This window comes from Xanthomonas sp. CPBF 426, from assembly GCF_903989465.1.
Classification (GTDB): Bacteria; Pseudomonadota; Gammaproteobacteria; order Xanthomonadales; family Xanthomonadaceae; genus Xanthomonas; species Xanthomonas euroxanthea.
Map to the genome: position 1 here is coordinate 4,124,639 of NZ_LR861805.1, position 16,199 is coordinate 4,140,837.

Genomic DNA, 16,199 nt, shown 5'->3' on the forward strand with positions numbered 1-16,199 from the left:
CAGGCCGCCCGTGTCAAATGACCAGCCCCGCCCCAGGCGGGCGTCGTGGTGGACCTTCAACGACCTTGGTGGCTTGGACAAGACAGCAGACAGGCGGTGCGCGTGACAACCGCTAGCGAGCAGACGGGCGCTTTGGCCAGTGCCTGGCATCAGAGGTTGGACGACATAGTTGCCTGCCTTGACCTGCAACGCGTGTGCTCGCTCGCCGGCTACGGCGCCCAGCCCGAAAGAGCGTCAGGCACGCCTACGTAGTGCCGGAGTTTCTCGAAATGAGCTCTGCCAACTCCAATGCTTTCTCGTTGACACGCGCCATGAGCTGGAGCGAGGATGCGTGCGTCGCCGCATATTCGGCGACCGGGATTGGCGTCCCGGAACCTGAGGCGCACCAGCGCCCATCGATCGATGCATGGCGCTTTTTTTATCGCTCGCATCGTCGCGGGCGCATGCCGGCCAGCTTTATGGCGGGCGGTGCGCGGGGGTCGCAAGGCCCACCGGTCCTCAGGCCGGCACGCCAACCGCGTACCGTCCGTCACCCGGATTGGCGTCGGGGTGACGAATTTCCAAAACCTGAGGAAATCCACATGTCCTACGACACCCAAGAAACACCCGCGTCTGCGGCGCGTCAGATTGCCCAGCATGTCGGCCTGATCGCCAATACCTTCGAATGCAGCCATACCGCGTGGCTGAGCCGGTTGGCACGCCCCGCAAATACAGACAAGGCCGTCCACGCCCTCACGTTTGCAGACTGCGAAGCAGCGCTCGCTGCAGTCGACGCCTTGCATGCGCAGGTGCGGCGATGAGCACGAGCAAACAGTTCCGCGTCTGCACGGGCGTCACCCTCAGCTTCGAAATGATGCAGGGCTATGTGCTGGCCATGCTGCATTCCCACGCGCAACCCGGTCTGCCGCCGGTCCTGATCGCCTGCGAAGCCACCGGCTTTGATGACGTGTTGCCAGGCGGCGATGCGCAGAGCGTGGTGCTGGGCCGGTTGCATGTCTGCATGCATGAAGACCCGGCAGTTGATGTCCTCACTTGGCTGCGCAGGCACGCGCACGGCGATGGAGCCGTACGATGACCACCGCACACGTAATCGCTTATCCAGAAGACGCCGACTACGCGATCAGTGAAGAAGGACACGACGTTCCCCGATAGTTTCCGAGCCACAAAAAAAGGCACTTGGGCGCGCGTCCAAGTGCCTGCTTTCTATTGGCCCACCCTCAACCACACTTCGGCCCGAATCCCTATATTTGCAAGGATTAGACCATCTAAGTAGTGACAGTTACCACCATAGTTACTGTCAGGACTTTCATATTGTCGTACAGCGCCACGCCTTTGGAGCACAATCAAGACCCCGGGATGTGCAGCTCTGGCGCCAGCGCTGTGCTAAGGCAATGTCCGTCAGTTCTTTAGAGGCTATGCCGCATGTCAGATCTTCTAACCGAAACCCTTGAGGCACGCTTGTGGGCAAAGGGAGCCACCGCTCGACATGAGGGTGGCATCTATGAGCTGATCGCTGCGGGAGTGATCTGGACAGATGCTCGTGCTGCGGACGGATCGCTCATCGTGGAGGCGAGTCCCGACTCCTTATTACGAGCGTTAGCGCTGGAACCACTCCAGCTGCTACATAACCATGACCCTGGCCGCCCTATTGGCCAAGTACTTGAGGCTGCAGCTTTTCAGGCGCAGCAAGGACAGCGATTTGTCGCAGCGATCCTAGGCTATTACACACGTGATCAAGCTGTCACTTTTGCCGATCTGCAATTGGATCAATTTCCTGGAGACCATATAAGCGAATCGAACAAATTGGACGCGAACACACGGATAGAGATTGCCTGGGATCCTCGGGAATTACCTGATGGCTGGGTTGAGGATGCTGTCCTAGACGCTCCACTTCCCGTAGAGGAAACTCAGTTATCACTCAATGCCAGCGAATCAATTCAAGAGCTCGTCCGAATCGGAATCGGTTTTGCATTCTTGGTGTGGAACCCTCTAGTCAAAGGATTCGCGACGGAGGCAGGAAAGGCCGCCTACTCAAGCTTCAACAACTGGCTGAAAGAATTTATTGCTAAGGCTAGCAAGCGTAAGGCCCCTCTAGTCTGTATTGATAGCAATCAGCAGGACTGCCATGTCAGTTTTCTAATTCGAGGAAATGACATTTCAGTGAACTATGCTGCGCATGAAGCGCTATCCCATGCTGCTACTGAAGGGGCTAACTTGATCTCTGCGCTAGCGCGGCGAGGAACCCCGGCCTCCAAGCTAGTGTACGAGTTCGACGCCAAAGCACTTAGGTGGTTCCCATCCTACGCTGTGCTGGACAGCGGGCGAATCATCACGAGCACTCCTATGCTCATTGCAACAGCCTCAGATCTACCTACGGGCCTGAGCCTTGGCATGAATCGCTCAGACATGGTCGAGACCAAGCAAAGCAAGCATTGACCGACCAAACGGCGTATCACGCAAACAAGCCGTCAGGGCGCGGCTTCCTCGTGCCTAGAGCCTGACCGCAGGAGGGGTTGCGGTGCCTCTAATATTTCGTTGTCCGCCTCGCCGCGCGCAATCGTCGCCCCGCCACGCCTGCGCACTTCCCGGGTGGGTTTTTCTGCACTCCGGCAAATCCGACAGCCGGCGCCGTGATGATCGGAGCGAGCATGCTTAGAGCGCAGCGACGCCTGCGAATCCCTACACTCGGGCGGCGGTCCGGACCGCCTCTACACCTGTGGAGCCATGCAACGGGCCGGGGTAAGGAAGGGCCCGTACTTAATCAGGTTTCAGCACGGATTCTCCAGGAACTTGCCCGGATCAGGCAGAAAGTGCGATATCTCCAGCAGGTACGCTTCTGGAACCAGCGTATCGCTTCAGGCGAATCCGGCTTTTCTGGTGGAGGCGGCGCGTCCAGGTCGCCCTGGATGAAGTAGATGGTCTTGTTGGACGTGGTCATGGCGGCGCGTTCCTTGCGGTTGGAGTTCAGGTGGAAACCCGTGAAGCACGTGGACGTCCAGAAAGGATCAAGACCCTCTCAGGCGCTTGCGAAGCGCCAGCCGCCCTGCCCGCTTCCGGGGATCGCAGCGGCGTGTAAGCCGCAGGTCAATGCAGTAGCAGACGCTGGCCAACGGCAGGCACAACAACAGATACAGGCCCGGCAGGGCCCTGCCGGGTACGCCGTGGTTGATGAGGAGATCCATCAAAGGCAGCATTAAAGCGAGCGAGAAGAGCGAGACAAACAGGTGCCAGAAGCTGAAGAATAGGTATCGATTCGTCCAGCGCGTGCCCTTCGCAGGGCTGTCGATCGACTCGGTTGCCAGGCGATGTGCGGCCACCCGCACCCGGCATCCGCAGCCGAGCATTCCGGACACGAACACGATGCCCACATAGATCAGCGAAAGGGTCAGCATGTGTCAGCGCTCGCGCAGGGATTCAGTGGTGTGCTGTTGAAAACAACTAAGCAGGTAGTCGATGACCCGGCGCTTGCCCGTCTTGATCTCTGCGCTAAGGCTCATCCCGGCATTCAACCGCACACGTATATTATCGACGTTCAGTGCGACGCGCTCCAGCTTCACCCGGGCAGGGAACACTAGGCCCAGCAGTTCGTCCTGCACGGCGTCATGGGAGACGCTAACTAGCTTGCCGGTTAGGTAGCCGTAGCGGGTATATGGAAAGCTATCGACTTTACACGATCACATCCTGACCCGGCCGCACGAAGCCGATGTCCTCGTTGAGCACGGTGGCCTGGATCTCCAGAGCGTCTTCGCTGGGTACGACGACCAGAAGTGCCTGGGCTGGTGCGACAACGCCACCCACAGTATGCACAGCCAGCTGTTGGACGGTGCCAGCTAACGGTGCCCGCAGCGCAGCCCATTCAATTCCGGAAGCGCGATCACTTGTGCCGCGACATCGACCCTATTGCTGAGCCGCTACAACCCGATGAACAGTGGCCGTCAAGGTCGACCTGCTGCTCTCGGACATCGTCATGCCGGCCATAAATGGCTGGGAGCTTGCACGTAGGGCCAAGGCCCATCTGGCTGAGCTGCGTATCCTTTCCGCCTCGGGCTACCCCCCACGACTTCAATGCCGGGGATGTATCCCGGAGCTACACCGGCATCCTGGTCAAGCCGTTTACGCGCAGCGACCTGGAACGCGCGGTGCGATTGAGCATCGACGGCGCAGGGATCTAGGACTCACTTGCCCTCGTCAGAGTCGCTGTTCGCCGCATGTCAGCGTCGAGCTCAATAGCCAAGTTGCCATTAAATCGTGTACCGTTATATGGTGCACCAAATAAATGCAGGACAACTATGGCACGGAAACAGCAGGGCGTAGGTGAGCAGCTCTCGTTCGCGCTCTATGGCGCGGCTGGCCGAGTGACGCGGCTGCATAAGCCCCTATTGGAACCACTGGGCCTGACCTTCCCCCAGTACCTGGTCATCCTGAACCTGCTAGACGGTGCCCCACAGACCGTAGGCGAATTGGGGTCCCGCCTTGGAATGGATCCAGGCACGCTCACCCCGCTGCTGAAGCGCCTGCAGGTCGCTGGCATGGTGACCCGCACACGTGACCTGGACGACGAACGTCGGGTGCTGGTCGACCTTACTGACGCCAGCCGAGCGATAGAACGTGAGATCCGTGCGGTTAACGGCCAGATCAAAGCAGCCTGTCAGTTGACGGAGGCGCAGATCCAGTCGCTGTGCAAAACCCTCGAAGGGCTGGCCCACCCAGCGCCGGAATGATCGGCATCTAAGGATGCCGCCAATGAGGATAAGAAAAACCATATGAAAATAGGAATTCTGGGCGCGGGCAGTATCGGTACGACGCTCGCGCGGAAGCTGGCTGCGGCTGGACACTTCGTGAAAGTTGCCAATTCGCGTGGCCCTGAGACGGTTGATCTGCATGCATTGGCAACTGGAGCGCAGGCGGCCACCGCCGAGGCAGCTGCGAACGGTGTCGAAGTTCTGATCCTGTCGATGCCACACGCCGGCTTTGCCGAGGCGAAACGCCTCGTTACACCGCTCCCCGCGCAGACGTCTGTGATCGATACATCGAACTACTTCCCCCAACGGGATCGGGTCAATCCTGCAATTGAGTCTGGCGCCGTCGAGAGCCAGTGGGTCCAGGACTTCTTCGGCCGGCCCATTGTCAAAGCATGGAACGCCGTCGCTGCGGCGCCTTTTGCCGAGTGCGGCCGACCACAGGGACATCCCGGACGCATCGCCATCCCTGTCGCCGCCGACCGTGCCCGTGACCGGCAAGTGGCAATGGCACTGGTAAACGATACCGGCTTCGATGGCTTCGACGCAGGCGTGCTTGAGCACTCCTGGCGACAGCAGCCCGGCTCGCCAGCGTATTGCACCCATCTCACCTACCCAGAAATCGGTGCTGCACTCGCTGCGGCCGAGCGCGACCGGCTTCCCAAACGTCGCGACTTGTCGGTCGCGATATTTGCAGAGCGGTTCGGTCACGGGGTCAATCCAGACGCCTGCACGATCACCAGGATCAGTCGCGCACTACAGATGTAACGCCAACAAGAGGTTCTATTGCCATGAAGATAGGAATACTTGGAACCGGGTTCATGGGTCGAGTCCTAGCCCGGAAACTCGCCGCAGCGGGGCATGACGTCAAGGTCGCAAACTCCCGCGGCCCTGGCAGCATCGCTGAAGAAATTCTTGAGACGGGTGCACATGCCGCAACAGCAGAAGAGGCGCTCCAGGATGTGGACGTGGTCATCCTGGCCATGCCCCATCCCGGCTTCGAGAAGATCAGGCACTTGGTAGCGGGCCTGCCCGAGCAGACAACGGTCATTGATATTTCTAACTACTTCCCCGGACGCGACCCCGTCAATCCTGAACTTGATGGTGACAAGGCAGAAAGCGAATGGGTACGTGACTACTTCGGCAGGCCCATCGCCAAGGCGTGGAACTCCATTGGAATGCTGTCTTTCGAAATCAACGGGCGCGGCAAGGGTGAGCAGGGGCGCATTGCCCTTCCCGTCTCGGCAGACCGGCCACAGGATCAGGAAATTGCCTTGCGCTTGGTGGAAGACACCGGATTTGATGGCTTCTACGCTGGATGTCTCGCCGATTCTTGGCGCCAGCAACCCGGCTCGCCGGTGTACATCACCGACCTGACTTTCGACGAGATGGGGCCTGCACTAGCGTCTGCAGAGCGGGACCGCCTGCCCAAGCGCCGTGACCTGTCGGCGCAGGTGTTTGCCGAGCGCGTGGGCGAGCGCGCATCCCCCGACGCAGAAACGGTGGTCAAAATCGCGCGTGCACTGTTCATTTAATAATTTGGAGATGCATATGAAGGCGTGGCAGGCGAGCTCCTTCGGAAAACCCAGCGATGTGCTGGAGCTGGTTGACGTTGACATACCCAGCCCTGGGCCCGGAGAGGCCCTGCTCAAGGTACTGGCGACGAACATCGGTCTGCCAGACCGCATGATGCTGGAAGGGCGTTACTTCTTGACTCCGCAGCCACCGGTGACGCCAGGCCAGGAAGTGGTGGGGATCGTGGAGGTGGCCGGGCCTGGATATCCCTTCCCCGTCGGCACGCGTGTGATCGGCGGCGCCAATTTCATAAGTGGTTCGGGTGGATTGGCCGAGTACTGCATCTCGCCGAGTGATGGAGCGGTACCTGCAGCCGATGACATGCCGGACGAGCAGGCCGCGGCGTTTCTCGGCACGTTTCACGTAGCCTATGTAGGACTAGTCAATCGCGCTCGCGCAGGCGTCGGCGAGACTCTGTTGGTGCTGGGCGGAAGTGGTGGCACAGGTTCGACAGCAATCCAGCTTGGCAAAGCGCTGGGCCTCAGGGTGATTGCGACCGTCAGAAGCGCTGATAAAGCCGCATTCTGCACCCGACAAGGAGCTGACCACGTGATCGTGACCGGTACGGAGTCACTGAGCGAACAAGTACGCAAGATCACCAACGGCAGAGGCGCCGACATCGTGTACGACACGGTTGGCAATCCACTGGCGGAACCGGCGCTCGAGGCAATAGCCATCGGCGGGCGATACGTCCTGGTTGGTTTTGCAGGCGGGGCAGATTTCCCGAGGATCGAGCCGCTCAAGATCCTAACGCTAGGCATCTCCGTCACCGGTGCACTGCACAGCGTGCGTACCCCCGAAGAACAAGAAGATGCCGTCACTGTCCTCGGTAAGTTCTTCTCGGAGGGAAAAATCTCGATGCCCATCGACCAAGTCGTGGCCTTCGCTGATGTGCCTCAGGCCCTGGAGCACCTCGGGGGTGGGGTGAGTGGCAAGCTGATCGCACGAGTCGGCGTGAACTGACTCCGACACAGGACGCTGAGGGGGGGAGTAACGGGAGCGCCCCGCCCCCCCGCCCGACATTGACGACGCTGAAGTGGCGCACAGTGAAAAGCTATCCAATCTGCGAAGCGTCAGTGTGTACCAGCAGGGCTTACCGCATCAGCCGTAACAACAACTCCCGGCATGGCGCCGAACAGCTCCTGCAGCCCACTGCCCGACCGTTATCGCGCAGGTGGCCGGCTGGAAGTAGCCGTGGTTGGCATCGCCCTGCCCACCAAATGGCACATTTTCTGAAGTCCATCGAGGACAAGTAAATCAGTCAACCACCCAGGCACAACCCTCTCTTCTATAGCCGATTATGTAGTTTATAAAAGATATTGAAATTGATTCCAGATACCGCTGCCTGAAGCTCCAGTCAGCGGCTATGACGGTGGTTCACGCCGATGTAGGAGCTAAGGTTTCCCTTTACGCAAGCAAACTGCCACCGTTGACTGAAATGGTTTGCCCAGTGATCCATCCGGCACGCGGCGAGAGCAGCCATTCGACACACGCGGTGATGTCATCGGGCTTGCCGACACGGCCCACCAATGTCTGCTTCGCTATCCCTTCCACCATTTTGGCGCTGTCGCCAAAGCCGCCAGCTTCGAAGAACTCGGTATCACCGACAAAGCCTGGAGCGATAGCATTGGCCGTGATGCGTTGCTTGCCCACACGCCGTGCAAGGTCGCGGGTGTAGCCGTGCAGCGCAGCCTTAGCGGTTGCATAAGGTCCGCCCTGCCCGTCCAGGCCCGCCATTGAGCCGATGAGAACGATGCGGCCATCCGCTTCCATCCGTGGAAGCACCGCCTCGATCAGCAGCACGGCACTGAACAGGTTTTTACCTAAGGCATCGGACCACGCCCCTTCGATGGCCCCGACCGAACCGCCTGGCTGCTTGAATTCTCCCTGACCGCCTGCCGTAGCGACGATCGCATGCAATGCCTGATCGCCAATCGTTTCAACCACTGATTCGACATCGCTGACGACCGACAAGTCGCCAGTTGCGATCGACACCAATGCGGGATCTGCACTGAGCGAGGCAGTCTCCCTCAGGGAATGCGCACGTCTCCCAATCGCCAGGACGGGCCGGCCAGCTGCGACCACCGACAGCGTGATGTCTCGGCCCATGCCACTTCCGGCTCCGGTAACTATCGTGAGGGCCACAGTGTTTTCCTTTTTGCGTTGAGGGGAGACTTTCGGTCATTCGCATCACGGCAGGGGAGCCCCTGACCGCAATCTAATGGCGGGCTTGCAATCGTAGGGGCGCATTTGTTCGGATTCTGTCAGTCGAGGGTCGAGAGCCGAGGTCGGTCACCGCCGTCCGCCAGCGCATCCTGCCGCAGGTGTTTATCCCGACCGCGACGATCGTGATCGCCCTGCTTGCACTAGCAGCCTTTGCGCCAGCAGTCGCTACCCGCTGGTCACTGCGGCCAAGACCTGGGCAGCCAACGATGCCGGCTGGTTCACCATCCTGGCTGTCGCCGCATTCCTGGCAGTCGTGATCGGGGTTGCGGTGAGCGGTTATGGCCGCATCAAGCTGGGGCCGGACCACCGTCCACCGGATTCCAACTATGGCTTTTGGTTTGCAATGCTGTTCGCTGCAGGCATGGGCATCGGGCTGATGTTCTTCGGCGTCGCCGAACCCATCATTCATTACGCACTCCGCCGGTCGGCCTGCCGGAATCGGCGGCGGCGCGTCAGGCGATGCGCATCACTTTCTTCCAGTGGGGCATCCATGCCTGGGCGATCCATGCTGTCGTCGCACTTTCCCTGGCCTACTTCGCGTATCGGCACAACCTGCCGCTGCGCGTGCGATCTGCGCTCTATCCGCTGATTGGAGATCGCGTCCACGGCCCGCTCGGACACGCAGTGGATGCGTTCGCCGCGCTAGGGACCATCTTCGGCCTGGCCACCTCGCTCGGCCTGGGGGTCATGCAGGTCAACGCCGGCCTGAACTATCTTTTCGGCCTGGAGGTCAGCACGCGCTCCGCGCGCGCCTGCATCAATGACATGGCTGGGTATTCGCCGATGGTCACAATGCGTGGCTTGCCGGCATACCGATAGCGGTAGCACCAAGCCTCCGAGGCCGTGGGACGAACCTCTATGCAGAGGCCGTTCGAGTCCGCCACCCGAAAGGCGGCCACTTTAGGTTTGAGCGCGCGAAGCTTGGCATCCGTGAGCAGGGGAGTCAGATATTTGTGAGTCGGAGCAACCCGTTGCCGCTCCACGACTCACAGCCCGACTCACTATGTCGCCGGATGCAACTGGATACCACTGGACGTCAAAAGACCCAAAACAGCTATTTTCGAGTAGCTTCCCGCGAGCCTTGGACTAACTCGCTGTTCCTTAAAGCATAAGTTGACCGTGGGTTGAAGGCATAACATGTCCGCGTTGCTGGCAGGTGCCTCAACTGCGCCGCTTGCAACTTGCTTTCTGAGTCCGGTTTGTTAGACGGGCTCAGCCTGATAGCCGCCAAGTCGATTCAGCTGCTTTTTGTTCCTTAGACTCAAAGTGAGCCACGGGCTGAGACAGCGTGCTCTCATCTTCCCGTTGCAGCACTCCATCAGGGCACTCTTCATAGTTCCTTGCTAGGAAGTCTAAGGAAGCTCTGAACAAAGCAGCCTGATCTGCGACAATCGATCAACGGCCCGAGCGGACGATTTCGGTGCAGCTTACCTTTGGCGACGCGGAGTACGACGGCAAGCGTAAGCGGACGCGGCGCGAGGTGTTTTTGGCCGAGATGGATCAGGTGGTGCCGTGGAAAGCTTTGCTGGCGCTGATAGAACCGCACTATCCGAATTCGGGTCAGCCTGTGCGACAGCCGTATCGGCTGGAGACAATGCTGCGGAGCCACTTTCTACAGCGGTGGTACGCGCTGCGCGACCCTTGGGCAGAAGAGGCGCTGCACGACACGGTGTCGATGCGGCATTTTGCGAAAATCGGCGGCCTGGCTGAGGTGCCGAACGAGACCACGATGCTCAAGTTCCGCCATTTGCTGGAACAGCACGATCTGTCGCGCAAGCTGTTCGATCGGGTGAACGCGCATCTGTCACGCAAGGACCAGAGCTTGCGTAGTGAAATGATCATGGATGCACAATCATGTCTGCACCCAGCTCGGCCAAGAAGGATAGCAAGCGTGATTCGGAATGCACCAGACCAAGAAGGGCAAATAGTAATACTTTGGGATGAAGGCGCACATTGGCTTGAATGATTAATCCGAGTTCGTTCACCACGTGGAATGCACGGCGGCCAACGCTGCGGACATCACGCAGGCGCAAAAATTGCTGCATGGTAAGGAGGACACGGTGAGCGGGGGACAGTGGCTATATCGGACTGGAGAAGCGCGAGGAGATGGCGAGCAAGCGCAAGCTGCGCTACCTGATCGCAGAGAAGTCCTCGAAGCTGAAGCAGATCAAGAACAAACGCGAATTGAAGCGGGCGCAGCGTTGGGAGCATGCCAAGGCCAGCCTGCGTGCCAAGGTGGACGCGCATTTCGGGCAAGCAGACACTAGTTTGGCTACGTCAAGATGCACTATCGCTATTTGGCGAAGAACACGGCATAGGTGCTGACGCTGTTTGCGCTATTGAACCTGCGACTGAAGCGAAAGCACTTATTGTCTTATATTGTCGAGGTGCGTCTATAGTCCAGGAAACTCATCAAAAATGCGCCGAAGACGGCTAAAATCTCGGGGCTGAACGAGGTGTACGCAACCCTGGACGGCTTTCCCGTCTGCTTGCGGCATTGATCAGACAATCCCTAGATCGTTGCTACAATGGGAGGAAGGAATTCGAGGAGGGGAAACATTGGCGAAGAAGGGCAACAAAGTCGTCAGGATCATGACCCGGGAGGCGCTCCTCAAGCGCAAGATCCGGCGACATCTTCATCGGGTTGGGTTCGAACGTGACGAACACGGGGTTCTATCTTTGCCGGCTGACGGCAAGGAAGCAATCCGTGCGGCCCACAGGTTGCAGCGAGCAGAACGCTCAGCAAAGCAAAAAGACTTCTTGCAATCGAAGTTTCCCAAGCTCGCGCCGTACTTCGCAATTGGAGCAGAGATCGATCCGACCATGGTCCGGCCGCGACTCGAACGCGTGGCTAGTGGCACGTTAGAGGCTGATCTATTCAAGCTCGCCTCCCTAACTTGGTCGGTACCGGTATCCCCCGGTTTTGGCCGACGCCTTCGCTATCTCGTTTGGGACGACGGACACGAACGCCTGATGGGTATTCTTGCCATCGGTGATCCAGTATTCAATCTACGCACCCGAGACGAGTACCTCGGCTGGACAGGTGAGCAGCGCGGCACTCAGTTGATCCATACGATGGACGCATACGTACTTGGCGCCGTACCACCCTACAATCAATTGCTGGGCGGCAAGGTGGTGGCGTCCCTGCTGCGCACTCGGGAGATCTATCAAGATTTTCTAGCGGCCTATGGCGCCCGCGAAGGCGTCATCTCAGGCAAGGTCAACCAAGCGCGTCTAGCGGCCATCACGACTACCTCGTCAATGGGGCGGTCTTCAATCTATAACCGAATCAAGCTCGACGGGAAGTACTACCTAAAGCCGATCGGGTACTCAAGCGGTTACGGCCATTTTCATATCCCAGATCGGTTGTTCCTCGAATTGCGGGACTACCTGCGCACCAAGGATCACCGGTACGCCGATGGACACGAGTTCGGCAAGGGACCGAACTGGAAGATGCGCGCAACCCGAGCGGCGCTGGACATGATCGGCGAGCGTTCGAATTTGATGATGCACGGTGTCAAGCGCGAAGTCTTCATCTGCGAAATGGCCAGCAACACAGTCGCGTTCTTGAAGGGTGAGGTTGCCGAACTCGATTTGTACGACCTTAAGATGGTCGAGGAAGTAGGCGCCTTGGCCTGCCGTCGTTGGCTGATCCCCCGTGCCGCCCGTGAGAACGGTTATCGGCAATGGACCCGACAGAATCTGGTCGATCTGGTTTCGGAATCCTCGGGCACACGCGTCTCGCTCGTCGAGCCGCAAAAAAGGAGGCGGGCACAGTCCTAGCGATGCAACTGCCCGCCTTCCAACAGGAGCTGGAAGCCCGGTTCGGGCAAATTTCCGAGGAATGCACGGAGAATCGGCACATCTTCGCGCTGGAACACGGGTTGACAATCGACATGGCGGCACTGTCCGATGTGCTTTCGAAACAACTCGTCTATGGCAGGCTCAACCAAGCCTTCTGGCTCGCTTGGGTCGTGTTCGCCACCGAGATCGGATACGACTATGCCGGCGCCGAGTACTGGCAGACCTTCAACGATCGATTACCGGCTTGGCGTGCGGTCGACACAAACAAGGGGCGACACCGGATTCGCATGTGGTTCCGGCGCTTCGCCAGCACCTACAACGGTGCTCATCCGTCGGGCACCTGGGCAGATCAGTTCCGCATCATTGCCTGGCCGGTCACCCATGCCATCCTACCTAAGGATCTGCAGTACCAGTTCGCCAGGTCGATCCACCAAAATCGCTACCAAATCGCCGCGGACAGCAGTCCACTCGCCATCGGTCGCCTGATCCGCCATCGGACGGCCCACCCTTCGTCGCGCTTCCGGGAATTCTGCGAGCAGGAGGACATGGTCGGCCGTATCGCCCTGGCTCTGCTGGGTGCGGAGACCGAGAACCTGCCGCTCTCACCCGAGGCGACCCGACGCATCGTTGCCGATCTGGAGACGACGCAAGAAGCCCGTGAGTGGATGCAAGAAGCTCGCGCTGACATCCGGCGAATCCGTGGTGTCAAGCACCAACGATCCTCGACTCACATACCGCAGGATCGTCCCAAGACCGTCGCACAGCCCCGATTCAACCTGCGCCCAACCCTGCTGCTGAGCCCGAAGAACGACGCCTGGCACTTGGTTATTCAAATTTCCTCTTTCGCCCCGCTGGTCGCCGGCTCCCCGGAAATCGCCAGACATCTACAAAAGACCCGGGTGCGGATCGAGGGCGGATCGGGCCAATGGCATCCAGCCCAGATCCTCAAAATCCCGTCAAAACTTCATGGGCTTCAATACTGGCCCGCCGACGGCGTGGTCCTGCGATTCAAGGATCCACTCCCTGTCTTTGACCAACTGATGCGCCTGGAGGCTACGTTGAGCGAAGGCCCCCTCTGGGTCTGCCGCATCGGCAACGACGGTCTCGCGCGTGAAGTTCGTGGATGCCACGTCCGACCAGGCCAGACATATATCGTGATGGCACGCACGGGCCACGCTTTCCGACCCCACCCGGCCCTCCGGCCCGTCAACCTGCGATGCGAAGGCCTGACAGGTATCCAGTTGTCGCTGCCCACCCACGTGCCTGAAGACCTCCGGCAGACGCTGAAGACGCTAGGCCTACCTCTCACCTCGACAGTTAGAATCTGGCCCGCCGGCCTGCCCGCAGTATCTTGGGATGGCGAGGGACGGAGCGAATGGCTCACGACCGATACGCCATGCTTCGGCATCGATGTCGATCACGACGTGGCGGCTTTGGAAGTCGCGCTCGATGGCCTTTCTTCGCTACGGATTTCCCGAACGGGGGTGCAAAGCCCCTCCTGGGTGCAACTGCCTCCCTTGCCGCCGGGGGAGCACCGCATGGTGGTCGAAGTGAAGGATGGTGCCGGGCAAGCCGGATCGCCTGGCGCCTCCCGCGGTGAGGTGATCCTGGAGGTTCGGGACCCGTTGAGCCTGGACGAAACAGTCCAGCAGCGCGGCGGCCTGATGGTGGTCGCGACGCCAATCGATGCGTCGCTGGAGAGTCTCGAGCGAAACGAACTTCAACTCGAGGTCTATGGCCCCGCCGGTCGTGAAGCTCAATTATTCCTAGAAGTCGAAGGCTGTGCCCCATATCGAAGGCCGTTTGACAGGACAGTCGTGCCGGCGAAATTGACCCACCTGTGGCGCCGATTGCCGACCGAGATCCAAGAGAACCTCGGAGATAGCAATGCCTGCCGCCTGGTCATCCGCGCCGAAGAGATCGGCACTTTCGCGCTGTCGCTGGAGCGTGAAAGCCGGCCGATACGCTGGGCACTGCGCCGGTCGCGACAGGCCACCACGATCAGGCTGGTCGACGAAGCCGCACTGGGCGCCCATGCGCTGTGCCATATGGCGCCACTGGACCAGCCCTGTACTGCGCAGGCGCTGGACTACGACGACTGCGTCAATGGCATCGAGGTTCTCGCACCAGGCGCGCTTTTCGTCGTTGCCGGCCGCGACCGGCTGGATACGGTCGTCGTGAGCCAACCAAGCCAGGGAACGATGAACGATTTTGCCCAGTTAGCCGTGGCACCTCGGCTCAATGGCTTCGCATCATCTGCCGAGCGCTTGCGCGATGATGTCGCCCTGCTTGGCTTGTGGTCGCGCGCTCGTGTCGTCGGCCCATTGGGCGCGGCGAGAAAGGGCAAGGTGGTGCACACGATGCGCGATGCACTCGTCCGTTTCGTGTGCGGCCCGGCATGGATGGATGTCGAACGCTGGATCGGCGACCCTCCGTGGAACGACGATGCCATTGCCGCGCTGGGTGACGCCATTACGAACCGCGGGGAGTGGATGAACTTCCCGGCCCAGCTACGCATGTCGCACCGGGAAGCCCTGGATATGGTGCCGGCGCAGGTCGTGCCATGGCTACTCGAGATCACCACCAGATACCGGCTATGTACTGATCCTCACCTAGTTGAGCGAATGCTTCGATACTTGACTGACCCCGATGGGTTCATCGCATCGTCCCGTGACATCGCCATGGACATACAGTCACTTGTCGCGCATGGCGAACTCGCACGCAGCGTTCGTTACCTGCAGAAGCTGCTGGAGGGAAAGTCATGGGATTGGAACTGAAATCGCTAACGCGGGAGTCACTACTTGCCGCCACGGCAAGTCAGCTTGGGGTGGCCGCTGCAAAGGCGGCCTCCGACGAACTGCCTACCGCCCTCCTTGGGAGCGTCCTGCGCCGGATCGCTGTCACCATCTGTCCCTGCCCAAGGGAGGCACTTGTCGGTTGCGCGGTCGACGCATTCACTGGCTTCGCCCCCCCCGACGCGATCAAACTGCGCGTGCGCGACGTACTCGACAGCCTCGTCGTCATCGGTGACCTACTAGAGTTGGGAGGGTCGATGTCCTTGCCCGGCGTGATGGCCGTGGACTGGCTCTACTGCGCCCCACCGGCATTCGTCGTTCGCGAGGGATCCGTCCTGTTGCTGGGTATTGAGCCAGAAGATCAGGCTTCCTTGCCGACAGCGCTGCGTACCCACGTGGTTCGCCAACGTGAGTTGCGCTATCTCCGCACCGACGAAGATTGCGATGTCATCTCGCTACAACTACGTGCAGCCGGATACCTCGAAATCTCGAACACCGCGTGGACGCGTCTTCCGCATAAACATACCGCCGAAGCATTCCTGGAAGATGCCGTCCGCCGCATGCACGAGACCGACAACCGCGGAACGTTGGAGGGACTCCAGGTGTATGGCCCTAACAACCCGGGAAAACGTTTCGCAGCGCGGCTGGGCCCACCCACAGACTGCTCGGGTTTTCACGTAGGCCGGCGCCCACAGGCCTTCGGAGCACCGATTTGGGTTTTCGTAGAGCTCGAACAAGGCCGCCCGGTTCGCTTCCTGGACTTGCCGTGGCGGGGCGGCAAGTTTCGTGGCTGCGACGATGGTTGGCGCATCCAGAGCGCGCTCGATGCTCATGCCGGTCAGCCACAAACCTACCGCGTAACGCCCACCGATAATTATCTCGACCGCTACGCATTCTTCTCTCCATTGCCGCTTTGGATCGAACGCAGGCTCAGAATCCACGGAGAGAAGGTGCCTACCAATGACGCGCTGCTCGCCTACGAGCTTGATCGGCATTGTGATCACGGCATCGATGATCTGGTGCAGTCCTATATGTGGTTACAGCAAATCGACTAAGGGGG

The 16,199-nt window shown here is 59.8% G+C and carries 14 protein-coding genes and 3 pseudogenes; 12 read left to right on the forward strand and 5 right to left on the reverse strand.

Translation table 11 applies throughout. The features are described from left to right. Window positions 1-269: 269 nt before the first annotated feature. The 3 genes from H7A87_RS21010 to H7A87_RS17460 all read left to right on the forward strand — a co-directional run bounded on the left by H7A87_RS21010 (window position 270) and on the right by H7A87_RS17460 (window position 2,436). On the forward strand, window positions 270-800 hold the full coding sequence (locus H7A87_RS21010) for a hypothetical protein (protein WP_321186772.1): 531 nt from the start codon (window positions 270-272) through the stop codon (window positions 798-800). Continuing rightward, on the forward strand, window positions 797-1,075 hold the full coding sequence (locus H7A87_RS17455; protein ID WP_180496784.1) for a hypothetical protein: 279 nt from the start codon (window positions 797-799) through the stop codon (window positions 1,073-1,075). Before H7A87_RS21010 ends, H7A87_RS17455 begins: the two co-directional genes overlap by 4 nt. A gap of 347 nt (window positions 1,076-1,422) precedes the next feature. Next, window positions 1,423-2,436 (forward strand): hypothetical protein, encoded by a 1,014-nt coding sequence (locus H7A87_RS17460; RefSeq protein WP_147421079.1) that lies wholly within the window; start codon window positions 1,423-1,425, stop codon window positions 2,434-2,436. A 325-nt stretch (window positions 2,437-2,761) separates the two neighbouring features. On the opposite strand, the gene H7A87_RS17465 is transcribed toward H7A87_RS17460, so the two are convergent. The 3 genes and pseudogenes from H7A87_RS17465 to H7A87_RS21015 form a co-directional block, all read right to left on the reverse strand. Then, on the reverse strand, window positions 2,762-2,938 hold the full coding sequence (locus H7A87_RS17465) for a hypothetical protein (protein WP_180496785.1): 177 nt from the start codon (window positions 2,936-2,938) through the stop codon (window positions 2,762-2,764). Window positions 2,939-3,005: 67 nt separating this feature from the next. Then, window positions 3,006-3,392, reverse strand: coding sequence for a hypothetical protein (locus tag H7A87_RS17470; RefSeq protein WP_104583153.1), 387 nt, complete (start codon window positions 3,390-3,392; stop codon window positions 3,006-3,008). A gap of 3 nt (window positions 3,393-3,395) precedes the next feature. Then, window positions 3,396-3,849: pseudogene (locus H7A87_RS21015) on the reverse strand (HlyD family efflux transporter periplasmic adaptor subunit); the annotation flags it as partial. Between the two features lie 440 nt (window positions 3,850-4,289). On the opposite strand from H7A87_RS21015, the gene H7A87_RS17480 reads away from it, so the two are divergent. From H7A87_RS17480 to H7A87_RS17495, 4 genes are read left to right on the forward strand one after another with little or no spacing between them, the layout of a single operon-like run. Next, window positions 4,290-4,721, forward strand: coding sequence for a MarR family transcriptional regulator (locus H7A87_RS17480; protein ID WP_119128236.1), 432 nt, complete (start codon window positions 4,290-4,292; stop codon window positions 4,719-4,721). A gap of 42 nt (window positions 4,722-4,763) precedes the next feature. Beyond that, complete coding sequence (locus tag H7A87_RS17485; protein WP_119128235.1) at window positions 4,764-5,507, forward strand: NAD(P)-binding domain-containing protein; 744 nt, start codon at window positions 4,764-4,766, stop codon at window positions 5,505-5,507. Beyond that, entirely contained in the window at window positions 5,468-6,274 is an 807-nt protein-coding gene (locus H7A87_RS17490; protein ID WP_232087984.1) for an NAD(P)-binding domain-containing protein, read from the forward strand. The genes H7A87_RS17485 and H7A87_RS17490 overlap by 40 nt, the downstream gene beginning before the upstream one ends. Window positions 6,275-6,290: 16 nt before the next feature. Further along, the gene (locus H7A87_RS17495; RefSeq protein ID WP_119128234.1) at window positions 6,291-7,277 is read left to right on the forward strand and encodes an NADPH:quinone oxidoreductase family protein; all 987 of its coding nucleotides are present in this window, start codon (window positions 6,291-6,293) and stop codon (window positions 7,275-7,277) included. A 444-nt stretch (window positions 7,278-7,721) separates the two neighbouring features. On the opposite strand, the gene H7A87_RS17500 is transcribed toward H7A87_RS17495, so the two are convergent. Then, window positions 7,722-8,423, reverse strand: coding sequence for an SDR family oxidoreductase (locus H7A87_RS17500; protein WP_119128233.1), 702 nt, complete (start codon window positions 8,421-8,423; stop codon window positions 7,722-7,724). Window positions 8,424-8,766: 343 nt separating this feature from the next. On the opposite strand from H7A87_RS17500, the pseudogene H7A87_RS20890 reads away from it, so the two are divergent. Next, a pseudogene (locus H7A87_RS20890) lies at window positions 8,767-9,359 on the forward strand (BCCT family transporter). Here the strand turns inward: H7A87_RS20890 and H7A87_RS21020 are convergent. After that, window positions 9,251-9,523 (reverse strand): Arm DNA-binding domain-containing protein, encoded by a 273-nt coding sequence (locus H7A87_RS21020; protein WP_321185850.1) that lies wholly within the window; start codon window positions 9,521-9,523, stop codon window positions 9,251-9,253. The pseudogene H7A87_RS20890 and the gene H7A87_RS21020 overlap by 109 nt on opposite strands. A gap of 437 nt (window positions 9,524-9,960) precedes the next feature. Here H7A87_RS21020 and H7A87_RS17515 point away from each other — a divergent pair. The 4 genes and pseudogenes from H7A87_RS17515 to H7A87_RS17530 all read left to right on the forward strand — a co-directional run bounded on the left by H7A87_RS17515 (window position 9,961) and on the right by H7A87_RS17530 (window position 16,194). Then, a pseudogene (locus H7A87_RS17515) lies at window positions 9,961-10,939 on the forward strand (IS5 family transposase). Between the two features lie 160 nt (window positions 10,940-11,099). Continuing rightward, complete coding sequence (locus tag H7A87_RS17520) at window positions 11,100-12,323, forward strand: Druantia anti-phage system protein DruA (RefSeq protein ID WP_119128232.1); 1,224 nt, start codon at window positions 11,100-11,102, stop codon at window positions 12,321-12,323. 2 nt (window positions 12,324-12,325) lie between these two features. Further along, window positions 12,326-15,121, forward strand: coding sequence for a hypothetical protein (locus H7A87_RS17525; RefSeq protein WP_119128231.1), 2,796 nt, complete (start codon window positions 12,326-12,328; stop codon window positions 15,119-15,121). Continuing rightward, window positions 15,106-16,194: a hypothetical protein gene (locus H7A87_RS17530; protein WP_119128230.1), complete on the forward strand. Its 1,089-nt coding sequence runs from the start codon at window positions 15,106-15,108 to the stop codon at window positions 16,192-16,194. Before H7A87_RS17525 ends, H7A87_RS17530 begins: the two co-directional genes overlap by 16 nt. Window positions 16,195-16,199: the final 5 nt, after the last annotated feature.